At 47.4% G+C, this 21507-nt stretch carries 19 protein-coding genes and 4 pseudogenes; 15 read left to right on the top strand and 8 right to left on the bottom strand.

Annotation, left to right across the window (positions count from 1 at the left end):
- The first annotated feature begins 2 nt into the window (after positions 1-2).
- The gene (locus GQY55_RS16825; protein ID WP_160043027.1) at positions 3-809 is read left to right on the top strand and encodes an MBL fold metallo-hydrolase; all 807 of its coding nucleotides are present in this window, start codon (positions 3-5) and stop codon (positions 807-809) included.
- Here the strand turns inward: GQY55_RS16825 and GQY55_RS16820 are convergent.
- On the bottom strand, positions 778-987 hold the full coding sequence (locus GQY55_RS16820) for a hypothetical protein (protein WP_201452173.1): 210 nt from the start codon (positions 985-987) through the stop codon (positions 778-780). The two genes, GQY55_RS16825 and GQY55_RS16820, sit on opposite strands and share 32 nt — an antisense overlap.
- A gap of 747 nt (positions 988-1734) precedes the next feature.
- On the opposite strand from GQY55_RS16820, the gene GQY55_RS16815 reads away from it, so the two are divergent.
- The 3 genes from GQY55_RS16815 to rlmH all read left to right on the top strand — a co-directional run bounded on the left by GQY55_RS16815 (position 1735) and on the right by rlmH (position 3970).
- Positions 1735-2979, top strand: coding sequence for a S1C family serine protease (locus tag GQY55_RS16815; RefSeq protein ID WP_160043026.1), 1245 nt, complete (start codon positions 1735-1737; stop codon positions 2977-2979).
- A gap of 214 nt (positions 2980-3193) precedes the next feature.
- Entirely contained in the window at positions 3194-3361 is a 168-nt protein-coding gene (locus GQY55_RS16810) for a CxxH/CxxC protein (RefSeq protein WP_160043025.1), read from the top strand.
- A gap of 129 nt (positions 3362-3490) precedes the next feature.
- A complete protein-coding gene (rlmH, locus tag GQY55_RS16805; RefSeq protein ID WP_160043024.1) occupies positions 3491-3970 on the top strand; it encodes a 23S rRNA (pseudouridine(1915)-N(3))-methyltransferase RlmH in 480 nt (159 codons plus the stop codon).
- 492 nt (positions 3971-4462) lie between these two features.
- On the opposite strand, the gene GQY55_RS16800 is transcribed toward rlmH, so the two are convergent.
- Entirely contained in the window at positions 4463-5806 is a 1344-nt protein-coding gene (locus GQY55_RS16800) for an MFS transporter (RefSeq protein WP_160043023.1), read from the bottom strand.
- A 140-nt stretch (positions 5807-5946) separates the two neighbouring features.
- Here GQY55_RS16800 and GQY55_RS16795 point away from each other — a divergent pair, with 140 nt between their 5' ends.
- From GQY55_RS16795 to GQY55_RS32105, 7 genes and pseudogenes are all read left to right on the top strand, one after another.
- Positions 5947-6549, top strand: coding sequence for a TetR/AcrR family transcriptional regulator (locus GQY55_RS16795; protein ID WP_201452172.1), 603 nt, complete (start codon positions 5947-5949; stop codon positions 6547-6549).
- A gap of 9 nt (positions 6550-6558) precedes the next feature.
- Entirely contained in the window at positions 6559-6741 is a 183-nt protein-coding gene (locus GQY55_RS16790; RefSeq protein ID WP_160043021.1) for a hypothetical protein, read from the top strand.
- Between the two features lie 30 nt (positions 6742-6771).
- On the top strand, positions 6772-6960 hold the full coding sequence (locus tag GQY55_RS16785) for a hypothetical protein (RefSeq protein ID WP_160043020.1): 189 nt from the start codon (positions 6772-6774) through the stop codon (positions 6958-6960).
- A gap of 75 nt (positions 6961-7035) precedes the next feature.
- Positions 7036-9171, top strand: a complete 2136-nt coding sequence (locus GQY55_RS16780; protein ID WP_160043019.1) for a LuxR C-terminal-related transcriptional regulator — start codon at positions 7036-7038, stop codon at positions 9169-9171.
- Positions 9172-9238: 67 nt separating this feature from the next.
- Entirely contained in the window at positions 9239-9898 is a 660-nt protein-coding gene (locus tag GQY55_RS16775) for a DUF4386 domain-containing protein (RefSeq protein WP_160043018.1), read from the top strand.
- A gap of 71 nt (positions 9899-9969) precedes the next feature.
- The gene (locus GQY55_RS31830; RefSeq protein ID WP_268895026.1) at positions 9970-10095 is read left to right on the top strand and encodes a hypothetical protein; all 126 of its coding nucleotides are present in this window, start codon (positions 9970-9972) and stop codon (positions 10093-10095) included.
- A gap of 26 nt (positions 10096-10121) precedes the next feature.
- Positions 10122-10223 (top strand): annotated as a pseudogene (locus GQY55_RS32105) (LPXTG cell wall anchor domain-containing protein); the annotation flags it as partial.
- A gap of 199 nt (positions 10224-10422) precedes the next feature.
- On the opposite strand, the pseudogene GQY55_RS16765 reads toward GQY55_RS32105, so the two are convergent.
- The 4 genes and pseudogenes from GQY55_RS16765 to GQY55_RS32100 form a co-directional block, all read right to left on the bottom strand.
- Positions 10423-11372, bottom strand: a pseudogene (locus GQY55_RS16765) (aldo/keto reductase).
- A gap of 102 nt (positions 11373-11474) precedes the next feature.
- The gene (locus tag GQY55_RS16760; RefSeq protein ID WP_268895032.1) at positions 11475-12209 is read right to left on the bottom strand and encodes a helix-turn-helix transcriptional regulator; all 735 of its coding nucleotides are present in this window, start codon (positions 12207-12209) and stop codon (positions 11475-11477) included.
- A gap of 761 nt (positions 12210-12970) precedes the next feature.
- Positions 12971-14143 carry an MFS transporter gene (locus GQY55_RS16755; protein ID WP_160043016.1) on the bottom strand — a complete coding sequence of 391 codons (1173 nt, stop codon included), beginning with the start codon at positions 14141-14143 and terminating at the stop codon, positions 12971-12973.
- A gap of 38 nt (positions 14144-14181) precedes the next feature.
- Positions 14182-14368 (bottom strand): annotated as a pseudogene (locus tag GQY55_RS32100) (nitroreductase family protein); the annotation flags it as partial.
- A gap of 176 nt (positions 14369-14544) precedes the next feature.
- Between GQY55_RS32100 and GQY55_RS16750 the strand changes: the two are divergent.
- Entirely contained in the window at positions 14545-15135 is a 591-nt protein-coding gene (locus tag GQY55_RS16750) for a TetR/AcrR family transcriptional regulator (protein WP_160043015.1), read from the top strand.
- Positions 15136-15388: 253 nt separating this feature from the next.
- Here GQY55_RS16750 and GQY55_RS32095 read toward each other — a convergent pair.
- A pseudogene (locus GQY55_RS32095) lies at positions 15389-15571 on the bottom strand (DUF5348 domain-containing protein); the annotation flags it as partial.
- A gap of 164 nt (positions 15572-15735) precedes the next feature.
- On the opposite strand from GQY55_RS32095, the gene GQY55_RS16740 reads away from it, so the two are divergent.
- A complete protein-coding gene (locus GQY55_RS16740; protein WP_236575669.1) occupies positions 15736-16362 on the top strand; it encodes a TetR/AcrR family transcriptional regulator in 627 nt (208 codons plus the stop codon).
- 60 nt (positions 16363-16422) lie between these two features.
- The gene (gene ppsA, locus GQY55_RS16735) at positions 16423-19047 is read left to right on the top strand and encodes a phosphoenolpyruvate synthase (protein ID WP_160043012.1); all 2625 of its coding nucleotides are present in this window, start codon (positions 16423-16425) and stop codon (positions 19045-19047) included.
- A 322-nt stretch (positions 19048-19369) separates the two neighbouring features.
- Here the strand turns inward: ppsA and GQY55_RS16730 are convergent, their stop codons facing one another.
- Complete coding sequence (locus GQY55_RS16730; protein ID WP_160043011.1) at positions 19370-20662, bottom strand: FAD-dependent oxidoreductase; 1293 nt, start codon at positions 20660-20662, stop codon at positions 19370-19372.
- Positions 20663-20812: 150 nt separating this feature from the next.
- Between GQY55_RS16730 and GQY55_RS16725 the strand changes: the two genes are divergently transcribed.
- Complete coding sequence (locus tag GQY55_RS16725; protein WP_160043096.1) at positions 20813-21424, top strand: TetR/AcrR family transcriptional regulator; 612 nt, start codon at positions 20813-20815, stop codon at positions 21422-21424.
- Positions 21425-21507 lie beyond the last annotated feature (83 nt).

Raw genomic sequence — 21507 nt, 5'->3', positions numbered from 1 at the left:
GAATGGGGATATCTTTTACAGTGCTGTCCAGCGGTTCGACGGGGAACGCGACGGTCGTCAGAAACGAAGAAACGACGCTGATGATCGACGCGGGCCTAAGCGCCAAACGGATTGACGAGCTTTTGCAGGAGCGGGACGTCACGGGGGAGGAAATCGACGGGATTTTAGTCACCCACGAGCATTCCGACCATATCAAAGGCCTTGGCGCCGTGGCGCGCAAATACGATCTGCCGATCTATGCGAACGAGAAGACGTGGGAGGCGATGGAGAAGTCCATCGGCAAAATCGCCGAGGAAAACCGGGTCGTGCTGGGTACCGGGGAGGTCCGGGATTTCGGCTCGCTCCGGGTGGAATCGTTCGGCATTTCGCATGATGCGGCCGAGCCGGTAGGATACTGCTTTTACGACGGAGATGAAAAATTGAGCGTGGCGACCGACCTCGGCTACATGAGCGATAAGGTGAAGCAGGCGATCAGCGATTCGAACGTGCTTGTGCTGGAGTCGAACCATGATATCGAGATGCTGCGGATGGGCCGGTACCCCTGGAATATTAAACGCCGCATATTGGGCGACATGGGGCACTTGTCCAACGTGGATGCCGGCGAAGCGCTCAGCGAGCTGCTGACCGGCGACCTGAAGCGGACTTACCTGGCCCATCTCAGCCGCGACCACAACATGATGGATCTGGCCAAAATGACCGTGCGCGACAGCATGGAGGAACGGGGCTGTTTTTACAAAGACAGCGAATTTAAATTATGCGATACGTATTATGACCGCCCTACACCGTGGGATAAGGTGAGCGAACCATAAACTGGTCGAGCTCCGCCGCTTTTTTCTCCACCTCATCGCGGGTGAGAATGCCCTTGTCGACAAGCAGCTCGATGATCGTGCTTAAGGCAAGGGTATTGCGGTAATGCTCGTCTTTCAAATCTCCAAGCTTGGCCATCAACTGCACATAGTCCATACCGGACGGAAACCGCTCTATCATTTTATTTCTCCTCCTTATTTCGTTTTGAACATGATTCGTTCAGGATGCCGCTTTTCAATCTTTATTGCTAGTTTTTCCAAAAACAAGAAGATTGATTCCACAAAACACCAGCGTTCGTTTTCGATTTCAAATAGGCCGTCAGGCCCCGATATGGTACAATGGTCAGTACCGGATAAAACGCGAAATGCCTTGCCATGACTGGGCTGAGGGTGCTGAGGGTTCATCCGTATTTTGGTAAAAGGGTGAAGCCGTTTTGCCGCAGAATTGCCATGATCATCAGGTATGCTTGGATTGGCTGAAGGATGTTTTTCTCTTTTATTCTAGTAGTCGACAGCCGGAAATATTCCTATTTTTGAAGAAAACGTTTTACGATAGCCGATCTTTGCCGCAAAAATTTCGGGCATTTGTGCTTGAGGGGGCTTTTTTGTGGTGATAGAAAAATAAAGGGAAGACGAAACGCAACCTTTGCAGCCATCGGTTAGTTTAAGATATATGGGAGCCTAACTTTCAAGAACATGCAGCCTTGTATCCCGAGACAAATATTGGCTTAAAACGGCCTGTTTTCGTTTGTAGGACCTTCGCTCGAAATCATCATGCGAATGGAGACTTTTGCACTACAGAAAAAACGGCGCCGAAAAGGTAATCTTGAGGTATAGAACGTCGGTTGGATTACATACCTATATGGGTATAGAGGAAAGGCGGCAGAAACGGAATTTAGGTGCTTGATAACGAAGGGGAGAGGATCTCATGGGGCTGTTTCAAGATGATTTTTATTCTACCAAAGTGACGAAACGCAGACGTGTATTCGGACGTATTCGCAAGACACGGAGCAATTGGCCGAGATCCAGGCGCAGCCGCGGGCTGTCCACGCTTCAGATCGCAACGATCAGTTCGGTTATCAGTGCGTTCGTGGCCGTGCTGCTGTTCAGCATGATCACGGGTTTGCCTGCCTCCGGCAAGGCGCCGCATGTGGTTGCCGCCCTGAATTCCAAACAGGTGGACAGCTCCGCCGATCCCTACGAAAGATTGGTGCAGGCTGCAGCCAAAGTGCGGCCTACCGTCGTGAGCATCGTGAATTACAAGGACGGGAAAAAGGATAAGAGTCTGGAAGAGTCGGCCTTGGGATCAGGCGTCATTTTCAAAAAAGACAAAGGGCAGGCTTTTATCATAACGAACAACCACGTCATTGAAGGCGCGCAGGAGCTCGAAGCGGTGACGGTTAATGGCGAAATGAAAAAGGCGAAGCTCGTCGGCGCCGATAAAGTAAACGATATCGCGGTGCTTGCGGTAGACGGCAAGGACATCGGTCAAGTGGCGGAAATGGGCGACTCCCGGAAGCTGCGGCTCGGGGAAACGGTGCTGGCGATCGGCAACCCGCTGGGGCTCGGCGATACGCTGACCTCCGGTATTGTGAGCTACACGAACCGCATCGTGCCGGTTTCGCTGAACCAGGACGGCGTATACGACTGGGAGCAGGAGGTTATCCAGACCGACGCGGCCATTAACGAGGGCAATAGCGGCGGAGCATTGGTCGATTTGAACGGAAAAGTGATCGGGATCAACACGATGAAAATCGCCGATACCGGGGTCGAGGGATTAGGTTTTGCCATTCCGGCGGACCAGGTGATGAAAACGGTCGACGAGCTCATGACGCACGGGAAGATCGCCCGCCCGTATATCGGCATTTATTCGATGGACTTGAACAACTCATTTGCGCCTTTGGACGATGACCAGTTGAAAGAGCTGAAGCTGCCAAGCGACGTCAAAGACGGGGTCGTGGTGTTGGATGCCATCGGGCCCGCGCAGGAGGCCGGACTTCAGCTCAACGACGTGATCGTGAAATTCAACGATACGCCGATTCCGACGACGCTGGAAATGAAAAAGTTTCTGTACGACAAGGTCAAAATCGGCGATACCGTGAAGGTTACGTTCTACCGGGACGGCAAAGAACAAACCGCAAACGTCAAGCTGGCGGAGAAGCCGGATCAATAAACGATTTCGGAGAGAACATAAAAGGGGGGCAGCGGGATAACAACCTAACGTTGCCTCTCGGGACGATTGAGTCCCCCGCTAAAGCTTGGACATGGTATAATGGGAGAAAGTCTTGGGATAACGAATGTGCCAATGGCCCCGAAAAGGGTTATCGTTTCGTCAAAACCAAGGCATGATCACAACCTTGTGTAGCGCTGGAAGGGATGCTTTCGATATGTACGTAGTATGCAAAGAACATTTGGAGCTTGCCATCGACATGTTCGTGGACGAATACGAGGATGCTCCGGACATCGTGGACTTGAAAGAAACGGAGTTTTCCGACTGGGACCCGCCGGTGCAATGCGCGCACTGCAAGCAGGCCGGAGAGTTTCTGGTGGTCTGACATAAGGGAAAAAGGTAAAAGGAGCGTGGAAGCACGCTCCTTTTTGCACGCTTAGCTTCATGAAATGAAAGCAGGCGGGGCCTGCCATAATAAATACATAACTCGAGTGAAACGGATGGAGGAAATGTTATGTTGATTCAAGTGATCGGCGTCGGCAAATTGAAGGAAAAGTATTTGGTGCAGGGCATCCAGGAATACGCCAAGCGGTTGACCCCGTACATCAAATTTCAAGTGATCGAGGTCGCGGACGAAAAAGCGCCGGACACCTTGAGCGAAGCGGAGGTGTCCATCGTAAAGGAGCGCGAGGGCGAACGCATCCTCGCGCAGGTGAAGGAGAGCGCGCATGTGATCGCGCTCGCCATCGGCGGCCAGCTCTGGAGCTCGGAGGAGCTGGCCGCCGAACTCGACCGGCTCGGCACCTACGGGACGAGCCATGTCGTGTTCGTGATCGGAGGGAGCCACGGGCTCTCCGATCAAGTGCTGCGCCGCGCCCAGCAGCGCTTGAGCTTCGGGCGCATGACGCTGCCGCACCAGCTCATGCGCTTGGTGCTGGTAGAGCAGATTTATCGCGCCGTGAAGATAAATCGGGGGGAACCGTATCACAAGTAGGGCGAAGTTTTTGCTGTGTACCCATATACTTATTAATATTGTTTGCATGGTGTGACTTTGATGTATCTGTACAGTACGGTGCGAATCAGCCAGAGTATGACATTGTCATAGTGCAGGGTGACAGAATGCTCAAAGTGTCGGTCAAAGGTAGTCAGGACGGTTCCTGGGGATTGACTCAGAATTATAAGAAAGGTAAGACCTGTCAGGATAAAGGAAAAGCCCCTACGCTATTGGTTCAGCGGAAGGGGCTAAGCTTAAAAAATGCTTTTCGGTCTCCTCGTTGAAGGCGAGCTCGACGCTGCCGATGTGCTTCCTTGCATTAGGGCCTTGCGCTGCGGGAAAGGCGAGCGGCGGAGCAGGGGGTCAAACCTTCCCACTTTCAGCCGGCAGTTTTCCTTGTTCCGCTGCTGTATTTTGTTTCCACGAGTCACAGTTAAGTTGCGGGATGGCCTTTTTGACAGCGTTCCTACATACACTGCGATACCCTTAAATTCACTTTAAGCCATTGGCCGGATGCCTGTTCAGATCATCTTGGGAATGATCTGCTCGTGTTGCGAGTATTAGAAAAATGCCGATAACTGACATAACGATGACAATGATAAAGGAGACTGTAAAGTTAATATTGAAGGATAAAAATCGACTTAAAATAGAAGGACCAAATGCACCTCCTAAAATACTTAAAAGCGTGAAGAGTCCCATCCCGATACCAATCTCCGTTTTTTTCAAGGTCGATGGCACAACATTGGCAGCGGATGATACTAATGTGGTATAGCCGAGCGCAAAGATGAACATGACGATCCCAATGCCGATGGGCATGTCTTGCAAAACCGCCATAAGCAGTGCTCCTAGAATCATAAAACCATGACCAGCTAGGATCATGATCCTGCCATTGTACTTGCGAGAAAGTGCTCCCATGTAAGGGCCGAACAAAGAACCAATCAGTGCGCCCGGGAACATGACGATGCCGATCAAGCTTGCTTGCAAGTTACCGCCCTGTTTTAGAACCAAGGGCAATAAAAATAAAGCGGCCGGATATGCAGATGTGCCTGCAAATACAGAGAGCAAGGAATTTCTGTAGCCTTTGTTAGCGAGTAAAGAGATGGTGATAAAAGGTGCGTTCTTCCCGCGTATGTGGAATGAAAACGCCATAAGCATCAGGACAGCAATTATTAAAAGATAAGGATTTAGGCTGATACCTAGTACCAGAATGCCTACTGAAAGGGAGAATAAAATAGCTCCTAAGACATCGAATTTCTCCCCTTGTGCAACATTAGTAGGGAAGTGTTTCACAACAAATGGGATAATAAGTACGATCAAGAGAGAAACAACAAAAAGACCGTGCCAACCAAACAGTTGAATAATAAATCCACTGAGGACTGGGGCTACTCCGCCCATCAGCGCGAAAGTAGTAGACACAAGGCTTAATGCTTTGCCTCTGTTCTCGGGTTTGAAATATTTAGGCGGAACTACATACGCTAGGGAGGGAATAGCCGCAGCACCAGCTGCTTGAATAATTCTTGCGGTTACAACGGCCGGAAAAGAGCTCGAAAAAAACCCCATTAGCGAACCAAGAGTGAATAGGGCAATCCCTATTAGTATTAATGACCGTGCAGAAAAACGATCGGTAAGCTTTCCATACGTACCCGAACCTGCTGCTAAAACAACTGCATACAGCGTCGTTATCAGACTGCTTTCGGAAGTGGACAGATGCAAGTCTTTAATAATAAATGGAACAGCAATGTTGAACATATAGACATTCATCGTGGCCAATGATGAGGCAATTAATAATATGGCCAGTAATGCTTTTTCGTTTATAGGTTTTGCGATAGAATCCATCCTCAATCTCCTTCGGCCATAGTTCTGTTGAATTTGCACTAAATTTAGATTAACATTAAACGGAGAGCTCTCCTCTTTATAATAAGCGGAGAACTCTCCGTATGTCAATGTGAACCAAGTTTAGCATGAGGGGTGTTAATATGTCGGAGGAAATCAAGGCAATTCAGTCGCGAATTGAACGACGTGATGCCGCCGAGAATCGTCAACGAATATTGGTCGCAGCCCATAAACTTTTTGAGCAGTACGGCGTGGATCAGGTAAGTATGAATCAGATCGCAGCGGAAGCCCAGATAGGTCCGGGCACCCTATATCGTCGTTATGCCAATAAAGGTGAGTTGTGTTTGGATTTAATAAAAGACAGTGTCGTTCGGTTCTTCGAAGATATAGAGCAATATCTATTGCAGAATCAGCAAGAGCCGCCAGACCACCGGTTAAAGGGAATTCTCAAAATTTTCATGCCTTTCATTGAGAAGAAGGCACAACTACTAACAGGAGGCAAGGGGTCCGCGTCAGCTAAGCGACTTCCGTATCAATCACAGCATCCGCTCTATAACAAAATGCATCAAATCGCAGTCGAGTTATTCGATGAGATGGCAGCAGCGGATCATCCAAGCCCAAATAGTATATTTAAAGCAGATATGCTGCTGATCGCCATAAGTATTGATTCATATTTTTATCAAAGAGATGTTCGTGGCTATTCACCCGATGAAATTTTGGAACACCTTTGCTCTACATTCATTTAAAGGGGTTTGATGCAGTTTATAATCTGGATCTTCAGCGAAAAAAAAGAAGGAATGTGGTGCGCCGGAGAGCATACGAAAGACGGGTTTCTAGAAATGCTCGGTAAAACTGAAACTGGGCTTGAAAAAGCAGATGATTTTCCAGGAAACGATAAACGGACTTGCATCGATGTGAGTGCTGGTTGTAAAGATTAAAAAATTGGATGGTTAAATGGGTCAAGAACGATGGCAGTCATGCGCCGTTGCCCTCTTTTCGCCGATAGACCCGTTGAGGTGAACCCTACCTTAAGTATCGGCAAGTTTTTTCAGAAAAACTCCAGCAGGCTTGAAAAGGCGCTTTGCCCGGTTTTGATGGTTCGCATGCTCATTTCTCCTGAAAAGAAAAAGACCCCTCGAAAAGGGGTCTTGGTGTAAGATCACGAATATGATATTAATATTCCAAAAAATATTTGATTCGGCCTTAAGCTAAACGGCAGGATGGTTGAATATATGTCCACACCTATCATGGATACCAAACTTTATATCCCTAAGTCCCGGCCGAAAGCGATTCTTCGCCCACGGTTGACCGAAAGGATCAGTAAGGGTTTATACCGCAAGTGTACCCTTGTCTCTGCACCCGCGGGCTATGGCAAAACTACATTAGTTTGTGAATGGCTTGCCGACTGCGGGCGGCCGGTCGCATGGCTGTCGCTGGAAGAAGCGGATAACGAACTTATACGCTTTTTAACCTGTATGATCTCCTCTCTACAGAAACTTGAGGCGAATATAGGAGCAGCCGTGCTTGCCCTACTTCAAACTCCGCAGTTGCCGCCGATTGAGTCGATCATGACCATTCTTCTTAATGAGATAGCGGCGATTCGGACTCCTTTTATACTCGTTCTTGACGATTATCACGCGGCAGCTTCGAAACCTGTCGACGATGCCGTGTTCTTTCTGCTTGACCATCTTCCCGCGCAGATGCACCTTGTCATAACGACCCGCGAGGACCCGAGTATTCCGCTTGCTCGATTGCGGGTTCGGGATCAACTGACCGAATTGCGAGCAGCCGACATGAGATTTACACTCTCCGAATCCGAAGATTTTTTGAACCGTATCATGGGTCTTAATTTGCCCATAGATAAAATAACCTCGTTGGAATCGCACACCGAAGGCTGGGCTGCGGGTCTGCATTTGGCTGCGCTCTCCATCCAAGGGGATCATGACGCCGACCGGCTCATTCAGACTTTTACCGGTAACCATCATTTCGTGCTGGATTTTCTGGTAGAAGAAGTGCTGCAGCGACAACCTGAAGCCGTTCAAACCTTCTTGCTGCGGACATCAATCCTCGACCGTCTGTGCGGGTCTCTTTGCGATGACGTCTTGCTAGATCCTGCGGTTTCCAGCAAGACAACTTTAATGGATCTCGAACGTAAGAACTTATTCGTCGTGCCCTTGGACAACGAGCGACGGTGGTATCGCTATCACCATTTGTTTGCCGATCTGCTCCGCAAAAGGCTGCAGGAAAGTTTCGGCGGAAGACATATCATGGAATTGCATAAACGAGCAAGTGACTGGTATGAAAACAATGGCTTCGAAATCGGAGCGTTTCGCCATGCCGTGGAATCCCATGACATCGAGCGTGCCGCACGTCTGCTTGAAGGCAACGGAATGCCGCTGCATCTTCGCGGAGCTGCAGGCATTTCGCTGAACTGGCTGAAATCATTGTCTGCCGCGGAGTTGAATGCCAGACCTGCGCTGTGGGTGATGTATGGTTCAGCCCTGCTGATTGCGGGCAAGCTGACGAGCGTCGAACATAAGCTGCGAGCGGCAGAGGCGGCCATGGCAGGGGCAGTACAGGATGTCCGCGTCAGGGACCTGATCGGATTGATCGCCGCGACCCGGGCTACATTGGCATCATTAGTGTTGACTGGCAATTCTGACGGTGCTGAACGAAAATTACGGGCAGCCGAAGCTGTCATGCAGAATACGGGGGAAGGCGATAAGACCAATGAACTTGTCGGACTGATTGCACCTGCAAGCGATGTGTGGATAAGCGAAAATCAAGGAAACGAGGTTGTTATTGTCCAATCACGTCGTGCGTTGGAATATCTGCGACCGGATAATATCCCTGTTCGGACGGCAGCCGCTTGGATGCTCGGCGTCGCTTGCCAACGGCGAGGAGACCATTCTGCGGCTCGTGAGGCCTATAACGAGGTTATATCGAACAGCCTAATGATGGGTCATCAATTGATGGCAGTAATGGCCATGATTGGACTGGGACAAATAGAGGAAGCTGAAAATCGTACCGATTCGGCGGCGGAATGTTACCAGGAGGCACTGCGTCTGGGCGGTGATCTGTCGCTTCCAGCTCTCCGTGAAGCGCAACTGGGTCTGGAGCGCTTGCGAGATATCGGGATGAAGAGCAGCCTGATTGAGCCGCTTAGCCCACGAGAAATTGAAGTGCTCGAGCTCATCGCTAAGGGGCTTTCGAACAAGGAAATCGGCGGGAAACTATATTTGGCCTTGGATACGGTCAAAGGGCACAATCGCAGGATTTTTGAAAAACTTCAGGTGAAAAGCCGCACGGAAGCAATCGTCCGTGCCGGTGAGTTGAATTTGCTCTCAAACATCCATAAATCACACTAAAGTGTCTACAGTTCCTAATCCTCTTCGAGCTATACTGCATAAAGATTAGCCAAGGGGAGAGATGAACATGAATAAGATTGCAAGAGTGGCAGGGGCATTGTTTCTGGTGTCGAGTGGTACTTACCTGATAGGAGATGGGCTTCTGAATCCGGTTCTAAACCGCCCGGACTTTCTCGCCAATCTGTATCCGGATCGAATAAACGTGGTTTCGGGATCGTTATTAGAGTTGATAAACGCCATGGCGGTGGTGGGGATTGCCGTGCTTCTGTTCCCCATCTTAAAGAAGCATAACGAAGCGTTTGCTCTAGGGTACTTTGGAGCCCGGATCATAGAGTCTGTATTACTTACCATAAGCGCAATGGGTCCGCTTGTACTTATCGCACTGAGCAAGAATTACATCTCCGTAGGTACTGCCAAGGGTTCATACTTTGAAACGACAGGAAAATTATTGATTGAGGCGCAATCTGTGCTTTTTCAAACGGCCATGATCGTGCTTGGCTTGGGCAGCTTGTTGCTTTGTCATGTCCTCTATAGATCAAGGCTGGTTCCTCGATTATTGTCGGTTATCGGTTTCATCGGGTATGCGGCATTGTTGGCGAGCGGCTGTCTGAGGATCCTCGGCCAAGAAATCGGATCTGTTTTATATGTTCCAGGAGCCATATTCGAAATCGTGTTTCCCGTTTGGATTATTGTTAAAGGGTTCAGACTTCATAACGAGGAAGCCTGAGTATTCATAAATTCACAAATTGGGCCATCCCGCAATGAACTGCACCCCGTGAGGAGAGGAAGATTCGGATCATGAATCACCGGACCGTGGCCAATCCGGCAGAACGAACGGATCCGGAGAATCGAATGGATCGGATGTGGCCTACGTATCGGTTGAGCCTGAACAAGCCGGCACTTCGGTTGATTCGGCGAACGTAGAGTCCGGTAATAGCGAAGGCAAGGGCGGCAAGCTACCGGATACGGCTACGAATATGTACAATTATATGTTGGCTGGATGCATCATTTTCCTTGTACAACTATTCCTGGTCAGAAGAAAAAAGGTATGAGGAAATAGGTTAAAACAGGCCCCCTGTTACAGAGGGCTTGTTGTCGCTTTGGTTGGTGTTTCTATTCTGGAGGGTGGCTTTTTCCGCCGATAGCCCCGTTAAGCTGAACCGTATCATAAGTGACGGCGAAATTAGGCCTACGGAGGTTCGCCCGTACGGCCTAAGTCACGAATTTAATAGAAAAGGGTCCGGTACTGTATTAAAAGGATCCAAAGCGGCTGCCTGCGGCCACGCCTTTGGGGGATATGCGTTCAATCTCAGCCAGATCGTCAGCTGTCAGCTTCACTTGCAGCGCACCGAGGTTTTCTTGCACACGATCCAATCGTTTCGTTCCCGGAATGGGAACGATCTGCTCGCTTTGCGCCAACAGCCAGGCTAGACTCAATTGGGCGGGGGTGCAGCCTTTTTGGGCAGCCATTCTCTCGATTAAAGAGACAACCTCAACGTTTTTGGCGAAATTCTCACCTTGAAACCGCGGGTAATAGCGTCGATAGTCGTCTTCCGGCAAATCCTCGAATTTCTTAATCTGGCCAGTCAGGAAGCCGCGACCAAGCGGGCTGTAGGGGACTAGACCGATGTGCAGCTCCTTCAGAACGGGGAGGACTTCATCCTCTACTTCTCTACTCCAAAGGGAGTATTCGGTTTCGACTGCGGTAACTGGATGCACCGCATGAGGCGGATCAGTTCGGCTGGCGCCTCCGACAATCCAATGTATCGAATCTTCCCTTGCTTCACGAGGTCAGCCATCGTGCCGACCGTTTCTTCGATGGGAATATTGGGATCGGGTCGATGCTGGTAATAGAGATCAATGTAATCCAGTCCCAGGCTGTAGAGGCTGGCATCAACGGATTTCTTAATGTAGGCGGGATCTCCTTTCGGTCCTTGCCCGTGCGTGATGCCGAATTTGGTTGCAATAATGGCCTTATCACGCCGGCTTTTAAGGGCACGTCCGACAAGCTTCTCATTTTCACCGAAACGTCCGAGCTGGTATTCCGAACCGTAAAGGTCGGCCGTATCGAACATCGTAACGCCCATATCTAATGCTCCCTGAATGGTTCGCACGGATTCATCGTTATCAGGCATCATCATCGTTCCGAGACCGATAGCCGACACTTCAAGTCCTTCGTTCCCTAGTTTTTGTTGTTGCAGCATAAGGTTCCCTCATTTCTGGTTTAGGATCAATTAAGCATAGGTTTATCCTAATTGATTCTTACCCGAGGCAACCACACAACGTTTTTACTAGTAAAAAAATTAACGGTCTGCAGTTGGATCATCTGTAACAGGTGAGTAAATGCAAATGTGGATATCCGGTCGATCCGTTAGATTGACTAATGACTGAATATCATAATGGACAGATTGATGGACAACGGGGGACTGTATAGTGATCCGTTTTACTTTTTTGAGTTGAACATCGTACTGTTTCCACATTCGTTTGAATTCGGAGCTGCTCTGAATAAGATGCTCTACTGTCTTCTCAAACCAAGGATCATTCCGGTGTTGATCGTAGTAAGTTCGGAACACGCCTACCGAATACCTCGAGAATTCTTCTATATTCACAATGCGACGTCGCATTTCCGTATCTTCGAACAACAAACGGATAAAATAACGCTCCTGGACAGGAATGGAGGCAAAGTCGAAGAACATCTCCTGGGCTGCCTTGTTCCAAGCGAGCACTTCGGTCCTCTCATTGGTGATATGAGAAGGGTACGCAAGCTGATCGATAATCTTCTGCATCTGCGGATCCACGGCAGTTGGGGCTGCAAAAGGCGTCTCGACTGCATGAGGGTTCCATAACTGGTATAAATGTCCTTTTTCTGCAGGGGATAAGCGGAGAGCTTTGGCGATGCTGTCGATCACATCTCTGGAGGGGGTCAAATCCCGGCCTTGTTCCAGCCATGTATAGTAGGTGACGCTTACGCCTGCTAGTACAGCAACTTCCTCGCGCCGCAGTCCAGGCGTTTTCCGTTGCCCGTTTGTAAACTTCAGGCCCGCATTCTCCGGCGATAGTCGTTCTCAGCGTGATTTGAGAAACACCCCCATCGCTTTTGCTTTGCTGCTAGTAACAGTCATAGATCGGTCACCACCTGAATAGTTGGTATTTGAGCCATTCATTCGATAACAGAAGAATCGCTTTAGATTACAATAGTAAGTTTACTATAATCGTTCACATTTCACTTGGCTATTAAATTTCGCGCCGTTAATGATCCGCAGAACCATACCAAAATAGTGGTAAGGCAGAAAATCGAATTAAAGGTTGAGGCTGCGATGCTAAACTTGCAAAAGGGAGCGTAAATAATAGGTATTCCACGAATGAGGTCGTTGTTGTCTTGAGAACGCAGAAATGTTTTCGCCGCGGGAATCGGTTTGTCGCTCATGATGGCATACTGAATGGGGTAATACTAGCGTAGCTGACACCACCCGCAAACATGCGGATAAAAACGTAAGAACTCTCCATGTCTGGAGAGTTCTTTATTATTAAGGAAGTAATAAATGATAAAATTGTAGCCTCCGGTAAAAATCCGTTTCTTCCGTAAAAGGCAATGACATCATAGGAGGATCAAATCAATCCACTTAACGACACTGCACTTCCTTTGCTTAAAAAGTATGTTAGAGTTTTCTTCTATGCTCTTCAGTTTATTCATGATTCAAACTTGAACGAGATCCAACAATTGGGGTGCAGTTCGTTTGCGGTCTGCTCAACTTAGTGAGCAAAGTCCTGAATCAAACATTCGATGTTTAGCATACCCTTAATCCGCTGACTGCACCGCCGAATGGCGTGATGCCATGCTGGACAATACAATCGCGGCAACGATGGCGATGAGTACGCCGAGTATCCCGAACCAAGTAATGGATGCTAGAGAAACACGGTTAACGATCAGCCCGCCGATTCCTGCGCCGACAGCCATGGCAAGCTGCATCATGGAACTGTTCAAGCTCAGCATGACGCCCGAGGATTCAGGAACGAGCGAGACCAGGTTGAATTGCTGCGCCGGAGCGGATGACCAGGCTGCAAAAGACCAGAGGATCAAAATGGCGAATACAGCAATGACCGACTGTCCAACGAAGGATAGCAAAATCAACGAAATGACGTGAAGCACCATCCCTGAAACGAGCGTGAATATAATGCCACGTTTATCCGCGCTGTAGCCGCCGACTTTCGACCCGATCAAGCTAGCAATGCCGAACACGAGCAGGGCTGCGCTAATCAATGATTCATTTAAATGAGTCACCTCTAGCAGAAAAGGGGAGATGTAGGTATAAGCGAGAGAATATCCTCCTAACCAGAAAAAAGTAATCGCCAATGCAACCAAAACTTGAGGTTTTTTTAACAAAGCTAATTGCTTGATCAAAGGAACAGGCTTGTCGCCCTGGATACGTGGAAAAACTGCAGCAATGACAAACATGGCCATGACCCCGACAATTGCGATGGCCAGAAATACAGCTTTCCAGCCAAAAGCAGAGGCTACCATTCGGCCGAGCGGGACGCCGATGATGAGCGATGCGGTTAAGCCCATGGTAACGTTCGCGATGGCGCTGACCTGCTTGCCTGGCGGAGCGATTTTGGCGGCGATGCTGAGCGCGTTAACAGTAACCACCCCGGCGCCTAACGCCGTAATGATTCTCGCCGCAATAAAGAAACCAAAGCCGGACAATATAAATGTCAGCAGATTTGCAGCAATAAAGAGGCCCAGCGAATAAAGGAGAAGCTTACGCCGGTCCATTTTAGCCGTCAGCGCCATTAGAATAGGCGTGCCGATCGCATAGGCCAGGGAATAGACCGTAATGAGCTGGCCTGCTGCCGCAACGCTTGTTCCTAATGTCTCTGCTATCCGGTCCAAAATCCCGGAAATGACATAATTAGATGTTCCTACTAAAAAGCTGATCAAGACTAGAACGTAAACTTTCCATGTGCTCTTCATAATTCACACTCCTGATGTGTTTTAAAAATTATATTTTTGTCGATAACGAGAAACCGCCACGGCTGTATGTTAGCGGTTGAAGGTGCCAGCGCGGGGCTTGCCGCAATGTTTCGGTCAATTCCTCCAGCAGAATCTTGATCTCTGGATAATAGCTACGAACCGACCGGCGTTCTCGAATAATATCAAAAAATGCTCCCTCGTTTGCGACGGTTGTGAGACCGACATGGCGCTCCCCTCCTCTGGGAAAAACGTGTCTCAATACAACATTAGTTGTTTGAGCAACACTTGTTGTATTTGTATGTTATAATAACAACCGAATGGTAAGCAATCATCAATAACCATGAACCGTTGTATAGACAACACCATTTCTATAATGTCGTTTTACTGGGGAGATCTTAACCATGCCAATTAAAAAGAATGAAGCTGATCCTCGTGTGATACGTACACGGCGACTCCTTCAAGACGCTTTTGCTTCATTAATTCAAGAAAAAGACTTTGAATCGATAACCGTTAGGGATATTGCAGAGCGAGCTACTGTTAACAGAGCGACTTTTTATGCGCACTTTGTAGATAAATTCGAAATGCTTGAGGACAGACTAATGGAATCATTTATGACAATCATAAATCGTAGAATAAGCGGTCACGAAGTATTGAATGAAGAAACAATTCAGAGTATTTTTCTGGGGCTATGCGAATTTCACGAGGGTCTAAACACTATCTGTAAAAGAAGAAATACATCGCTTGTACCTGTATTCGAAATTCAAATAAAGGAAAAAATTCAAACGATACTTCTTTCCTTTATAGACAAAGACAAGATGCTGTCGACTCCAAACTCGCAATTCTTAATAAATACAGCTTCTATCATGTTAAGTTGGGGGATCTATGGGGCGGCTTACGTTTGGAACAAGGAAGGGCGTCTAATAAGTGCGGAATCATTCGTTAAACAGTCTTTGCCCTTAGTGATGAACGGAGCCAAAGAACTGCTGGGATAGGTCCTTTCGCTATTGCTCTGCCCCGTAAAGTAAAATGGTCTTAGCATTCAATGAATTACGATATTTGGTATCATTTTAAAAAAAATCATCAAGTTCGAAATTTTCGTCCAATATTGTCATCAGCCACTTTAGTTGACGGTTCATTCGGAACCGCCAATGACGGTGGCTTTTTGTTTTCGTCGCTGCCATCGTTTAGGCGCTCCACGTTCTCCTAATGTCATGTTGGCATTAAAAACCTGCTCGCAAGAGCAGGTCATTGTAGCATGAGCACCTTGTATTTCGTCTTGGTATGAAGCCAAAACTTGGTCTCGCTAAAAGCAATGTACCACTCGGTATCTAGCTCAATGATTGTCGGATGAAACACGCCGCCGAGTTCGAACGGCATCGGATCTCCACAATGCAAGGGATACGTCAACTTTGCCCCGTCGTAGACACGCCAACGCCGGTTTCACCATGAAATCGGAGTTCATACATGTTCCGTCACTCCTTATGAGCTTGGAATTGATCCCTCTCCCTAGAAGGAAGGCGGGTGGTCATTGACCAAATCGGTCAAAAGTGTTATTGTGATGTTGACCGAATTGGTCAATGACGTTTGCGAGGGTGGGAAATTTGGAGAAATTTTTAAGTTTATCTTTAGAGAAGCAGAATATCATTATCGATGCTGCCCTTACATGCTTCGGTACGAATGGCTACAAAAAAACTTCCGTTAGCGATATTGCTGCTACAGCAGAGATTTCAAAAGCGTTGGTATTTCATTACTTTGGTACAAAAAAAGCTTTGTACTTATACCTAATTGATTTATGCACCCATATTCTCATGAATGAACTCGATAAAAAGTTCGATCCTACGGTTACTGATTTTTTTGACCGAATTAAGATTGCAACGAGCATTGAAATTTCGGTGATGAAGAAACATCCTGCCATTCTTTCTTTTTTGGAGAGTGCGTATTTTGAAAATGATGATGAAGTAAAAGCGGACATCAAAGCTAAGCTTGAAAGTCGTGAAGGTGAAAGGTTGAGAAGCAAAATAGCTTTTGAAGGTACGGACACTTCAAAATTTAAAGATGACGTTGATCCACGGATGGTCATGAAAATACTAGCCCTGCTTACCGATGGGTACTTAAGTAAAATGTCTAAAACAGGGATTGATCTTGATGCTTTATGTGAAGAATTTGATGCATATATAAATTTATTTAAAAACAATTTTTATAAGGAGAACTATTTATAACGTGTAGTCTGATTTGTCAGTGCTGCTTTATTTAAGTTATGCCCGAAAAGGAGAATCGGTATGAATTCCTATGTACTTGGATTTCAGGAAATCGATAAAACCAAGCTTGCAATGGTCGGGGGTAAAGGCGCCAACCTTGGGGAGCTATCCAGGATTAAGGGGGTACGGGTGCCGAAGGGGTTTTGCGTCACTACCGAAGCGTATAAAGAAATGATAGGAAATAACCAGGAGTTTAATTCATTGCTGGATCAGTTGTCCCTACTTAAAGCGGATAACAGGAAAGCTATTGGTGACATCAGCGCCAAAATTCGCAAGGTCATCGAAGAATCAGCTATTCCAGACGGCATCGACCATGAGATTACCCGTTATCTTGTCCAACTCGGTGAACAATATGCCTATGCCGTACGTTCCAGCGCTACGGCAGAAGATCTGCCGACGGCCTCCTTCGCAGGCCAGCAGGATACGTATCTGAACATCGTCGGAAAGGAAACTATCCTAAGACATATCAGCAAATGCTGGGCATCGCTGTTTACGGACCGTGCAGTGACCTATCGCATCCAAAACGGCTTCGATCACCGCAAGGTCCATCTGTCCGTGGTCATCCAGCGGATGATCTTCCCGGAGGCAGCAGGGATCATGTTCACTGCCGACCCCATCACTTCCAACAGGAAGGTTGTATCCATCGATGCAAGCTTTGGGCTCGGTGAAGCTCTGGTTTCCGGCCTGGTAAACGCAGATATCTATAAGGTACGCGAAGGCAGGATTGTCGATAAGAAGATATCCACCAAGAAGCTGGCGATCTATGCCTTAAAAGAAGGTGGAACGGAAGAGAAAGAGATCGAGGCCGAACGTCAGAATAGGCAGACGCTGACGGACGAACAGATTTTACAGCTTGAACGCATGGGCAGAGAGGTTGAGGCCTATTTCGGCCGTCCGCAGGATATCGAATGGTGCCTGTATGATCATCAATTCTATATCGTCCAGAGCCGTCCCATCACCACCTTATACCCTATACCGGATGTACAGGATGGGAAAAACCATGTGTATATGTCTTTCAGCCATCAACAGATGATGACCGATGCCATGAAACCATTGGGTTTATCGTTTTTTCAGCTATTGTCCGGCGGGACTCCTCTGATTCAAGCCGGCGGAAGATTGTTCTTTGACATCGCGCACGATTTGGCTTCTCCGATGGGACGAAAGGTAGCACTCATGGCTACAAGCAAAATCGACCCTCTCATGCATACCGCTATCAAAAGCTTAGTGAAGCGGAAAGAATTTATGAAATCGTTGAAGCGCGGTAAACGATTCTTCAGTGCGGGTACAGGGTATTTTTCGTGGGAGCTGCCCATTCAGTTTTTCAAAATATACCGCAGAAACGACGGAAGACTTGTTCAAACGCTAATGTCCCAGAATGAGGCGTCTATTATAGATCTGCAGCAAAGGATGGCCAACCTGTCCGGAGAAGAACTATTTGCCTTCATTATAGAAGCTCATAAGCAATTAAAAGAAGACATGTATAATCCACAAAGCATGGCAGCGATTTATGTCGGAGTATATGCCGTGAGCTGGATCAATAAAAAAATGGAAAAATGGCTGGGCGAGAAGAGTGCGGCAGATGCGCTTTCAAAATCGGTTGCCAACAACGTTACATCTGAAATGGGGCTGGCGCTGCTCGATGTAGCAGACGTCATCCGGCAATATCCGGCGGTAATGGCGTATTTGGAGCAAGCCAATCATGAGACTTTTTTTGAGGACTTGGCCAAGTTGGAAGGCGGCAATACTGTCGGCAAATCCATACGGGCTTATCTGGAAAAATACGGCATGCGTTGTTCCGGTGAGATCGATATCACCAGGCCCCGCTTCAGCGAACAGCCGGCAGCCCTCGTTCCCATGATCCTAAGCAACATCAAAAACTTTGAACCGCATGCTCATCTGGCCATATTTGAGCAGGGCCGGCTGGAAGCGATGCAGAAGGAACAGGAGCTCCTAAACCGATTGGAACGGCTGCCTGGTGGAAAACGGAAGGCCAAAAAGACGAAAAAGATGATCGGCCGGTTGCGCAATTTTATCGGCTACCGGGAATACCCGAAGTTTATCATGGTAAGGTATTACTGGACCTTCAAGCAGGCTCTGATGAAGGAGGCCGCTCGGCTTGCGCAGAAGGGCGTAATCCGGGAGAAGGAGGATATCTACTTTCTGTCTTTTGAGGAGTTCCGGGAGGCCGTTCATACAAATCGGCTGGATTACAGCATCATAGCGAAGCGAAAAGAGGAATATGAGGTCTATGAGAAGCTGACGCCGCCGCGGATCATGACGTCCGAAGGCGAGATTATGACCGGTGAATTCAAAACCGACAATATCCCGAAAGACGCTTTGGCAGGCATACCCGTATCATCCGGAACCATTGAAGGCCGGGCTCGGGTGATATTAAGAATGGAGGATGCCGTCATCGAGGAAGGCGATATTTTGGTCACTGCATATACCGATCCCAGTTGGACACCGGTGTTTGTATCCATTAGAGGTTTGGTGACCGAAGTCGGCGGGATGATGACCCACGGTTCCGTTATTGCAAGGGAATACGGTTTACCTGCAGTAGCAAGTGTGGAAAATGCCACCAAGACGATTAAAGACGGGCAAAGAATTCGGGTGAACGGTGCGGAAGGATATGTAGAAATCCTGTAAGGAGCGTCGTTCAGTCGCCAAATACAGGCTCCGGTTCGATCATCCGTCTTACTGCTAATGCGTATCCTTCTTCACTGCGGAGTTTTTCCCGTGCCTTGTTCTTTAATTGCATATAGTTCATGCTTACTTTAACTTCTGCCTTCACTCAGCGCATCTATTCCTCTCGTCAGATCGCTAAATCCGATGCAAATTTTGAGATGTCAATCCATACAAACTTGGAATGCGCCAAAGGACGAGATGCAATTGTCTCGTGGGTTTCAGGGCTCTTCCTGACGCAGGAAAAGCCCTTTCTACATCCTCGTTGATGCGAAGTGAACGTCTGTTACATTAAATTCTCTTGTAGTAATGCTTTTAATCCTGCCGTATTCATTACGTTCCAGGGTGTGTTTAATCCTGGCTGAAAGAAGAAGTCGGCATAGGCCAATTGTTCTAATGTGCATCCGGTTTGAATCGCAAGGGAGACCGTATTGATATTAGCAGTCAAATCAACTTTAGACATGATTTGTCCCCCTAAAATCTCTAAAGTTGTTGGATCGTAAACCAGTTTGAACATAACGGTCGTCTCCGGAGAAAACAGGGCTGTCTCTTGTTCCAAATAAACGGATTTTATTTCAATGCCAAGCTTTTTTGCCGTTTTATCATTTAAACCAGCTGTAGCGAAATAATAATCGAAAATCTGCGCACCTGAAGAGCCTTGTACACCAGGTAGCGGATGAATGGCTTCGTATAAGTTTCTTACTGCATAATGTGCTTGACGACGCGCGTTGGTTCCTAATGAAACATTCATCCGCATTTTACCGGGATTATACCAAACCGTTGTTGCATCCCCAATGGCGAAAATATCGGGATCACTTGTACGCATGTATTCATCTGTTTTAATTCTGCCATCCGGCAATAATTCCACTGCGTCTTGCAACCATTCCGTGTTGGGACGATTGCCGGCAGACAAGATGACGAGGTCAGCTGAATAGGTGCCTTTTTTAGTTACGACCTTGATTACTCTATGATTTTCATCACCGACAAATTCGATAATCGAGTTGCCCAGTGCCAATTCGACATCGCGATCTTTCATTTCTTTTTCAAGTACGTCCGTAAATTCTTTATCTAAATAGGAGCTTAAAGGACGATCGTTAATGTCCATTAACGTAACCTTTTTGCCTGATTCGGCAAATAATGAAGCTGCTCCAGTCCCGATGTATCCTGCGCCAACAATAACAACGTTATTAATATCTGGATCTGCAGCATGTTTTCTCATTTTGAATATATCTTGTCGACTGCTCATCGTACCGATGTTTTTTAAATGATGTCCAGGGACAGGAAGAATAAACGGCTTTGCACCAGGACTTAAAATGAATTTGTCATAACCCTCCTTTCGTGTTTCCCCTGTCGAATGATTGAATATTTCCACTTGGTGTTTCCCAGGTTCTACTTTGGTTATTTCAGTGTTGCCGAAGACGGTTACTCCTTGTTGTTGAATGGTTTCAAGATCCTTGGCCGGAATGGAGGAGAAGTCTCCTTTGTCATACCATTGAACGTTCGCTTTCGGGCACATCAATCGTAACGCTTCAACCGCTTCAATACCTCCGTGCGATGCTCCTAAAACAATAGCTTTCATGATTACCTCTCCTTTAAATACATTCCTGTATCTTATTTTATAATTAGGATACACTAATGTATCTTAAAAAGTCAATTAGATACATATGTGAATCTTATTCATTTAAGATACAGTTTGATGTATAATGAACGTACAAGGAGAGAAAGAATGATGACTGAATCAAATACAAGCCGCCGCCGCGGCGACCAATTACAAAATGATATTTATGCAGCAACGTATCGTCTGCTGGAGACGGAAGGGTACAGCGCGATTAATTTTGCGCGTATTGCTCGTGAGGCGAATACCAGTCGTTCGGTGGTTTATCGTTATTGGGATACTCCGTTTGATTTAGTGTTTGCAGCTGTCCAACAACGGATGCAACAATCGGAAGGGGTATTCAAAAGTCTCGATTTTGACAGGGGCAGTCTCCGTGATAATTTAGTATATGTGGGTCAGCATTTTATTTTGGAGTCCAACAATGGACCGTTTAGATTGTTTAAAATGCTGTTTTCCGAGATGATTAACCAGCAGGAGCGAGAACGGACAGGCCAGATGTTGGCCGAAGCAACAGGTTCCAATATTAAGATTATGGATTACGTTCTTCAACGGGCCGTACAACGGGGAGAAATCACAAAATTCCCACCTAAAGCGACCAAACTCATTCTTTTTGAGCAAATTCGCTATACGTTTATGCTTGAAAATGGATTGGTGTCGCATCAGAAATTAGAAGAGATTGTTGATCATGTGGTGTTGCCGGCAATTTTATATTTTTCTAAACAGTAAGATTGGCAGAGAGACACCCGATTGGTGCCTTTTGATTTCGCTCTTTGGATGTTACGGGGATCCGTATCATAAGTAACGCGAAA

This window comes from Paenibacillus sp. USDA918EY (genome assembly GCF_009870825.1).
GTDB lineage: Bacteria > Bacillota > Bacilli > Paenibacillales > Paenibacillaceae > Paenibacillus_AQ > Paenibacillus_AQ albilobatus.
The sequence above is the reverse complement of the archived record's forward strand: the minus strand, read 5'-3'. Positions and strand labels throughout refer to the sequence as shown.

Coding starts and splice junctions, on each gene's coding strand:
- GQY55_RS16800 (WP_160043023.1), bottom strand. CDS start 5,806: ATGGATTCTATCGCAAAACCTATAAACGAAAAAGCATTACTGGCCATA.
- GQY55_RS16755 (WP_160043016.1), bottom strand. CDS start 14,143: ATGAAGAGCACATGGAAAGTTTACGTTCTAGTCTTGATCAGCTTTTTA.
- GQY55_RS16775 (WP_160043018.1), top strand. CDS start 9,239: ATGAATAAGATTGCAAGAGTGGCAGGGGCATTGTTTCTGGTGTCGAGT.
- GQY55_RS16790 (WP_160043021.1), top strand. CDS start 6,559: ATGCAGTTTATAATCTGGATCTTCAGCGAAAAAAAAGAAGGAATGTGG.
- GQY55_RS16825 (WP_160043027.1), top strand. CDS start 3: ATGGGGATATCTTTTACAGTGCTGTCCAGCGGTTCGACGGGGAACGCG.
- GQY55_RS16815 (WP_160043026.1), top strand. CDS start 1,735: ATGGGGCTGTTTCAAGATGATTTTTATTCTACCAAAGTGACGAAACGC.
- GQY55_RS16725 (WP_160043096.1), top strand. CDS start 20,813: ATGACTGAATCAAATACAAGCCGCCGCCGCGGCGACCAATTACAAAAT.
- GQY55_RS16730 (WP_160043011.1), bottom strand. CDS start 20,662: ATGAAAGCTATTGTTTTAGGAGCATCGCACGGAGGTATTGAAGCGGTT.
- GQY55_RS16795 (WP_201452172.1), top strand. CDS start 5,947: ATGTCGGAGGAAATCAAGGCAATTCAGTCGCGAATTGAACGACGTGAT.
- GQY55_RS16785 (WP_160043020.1), top strand. CDS start 6,772: ATGGCAGTCATGCGCCGTTGCCCTCTTTTCGCCGATAGACCCGTTGAG.
- GQY55_RS16810 (WP_160043025.1), top strand. CDS start 3,194: ATGTACGTAGTATGCAAAGAACATTTGGAGCTTGCCATCGACATGTTC.
- GQY55_RS16750 (WP_160043015.1), top strand. CDS start 14,545: ATGCCAATTAAAAAGAATGAAGCTGATCCTCGTGTGATACGTACACGG.
- ppsA (WP_160043012.1), top strand. CDS start 16,423: ATGAATTCCTATGTACTTGGATTTCAGGAAATCGATAAAACCAAGCTT.
- GQY55_RS31830 (WP_268895026.1), top strand. CDS start 9,970: ATGAATCACCGGACCGTGGCCAATCCGGCAGAACGAACGGATCCGGAG.
- GQY55_RS16820 (WP_201452173.1), bottom strand. CDS start 987: ATGATAGAGCGGTTTCCGTCCGGTATGGACTATGTGCAGTTGATGGCC.
- GQY55_RS16780 (WP_160043019.1), top strand. CDS start 7,036: ATGTCCACACCTATCATGGATACCAAACTTTATATCCCTAAGTCCCGG.
- rlmH (WP_160043024.1), top strand. CDS start 3,491: ATGTTGATTCAAGTGATCGGCGTCGGCAAATTGAAGGAAAAGTATTTG.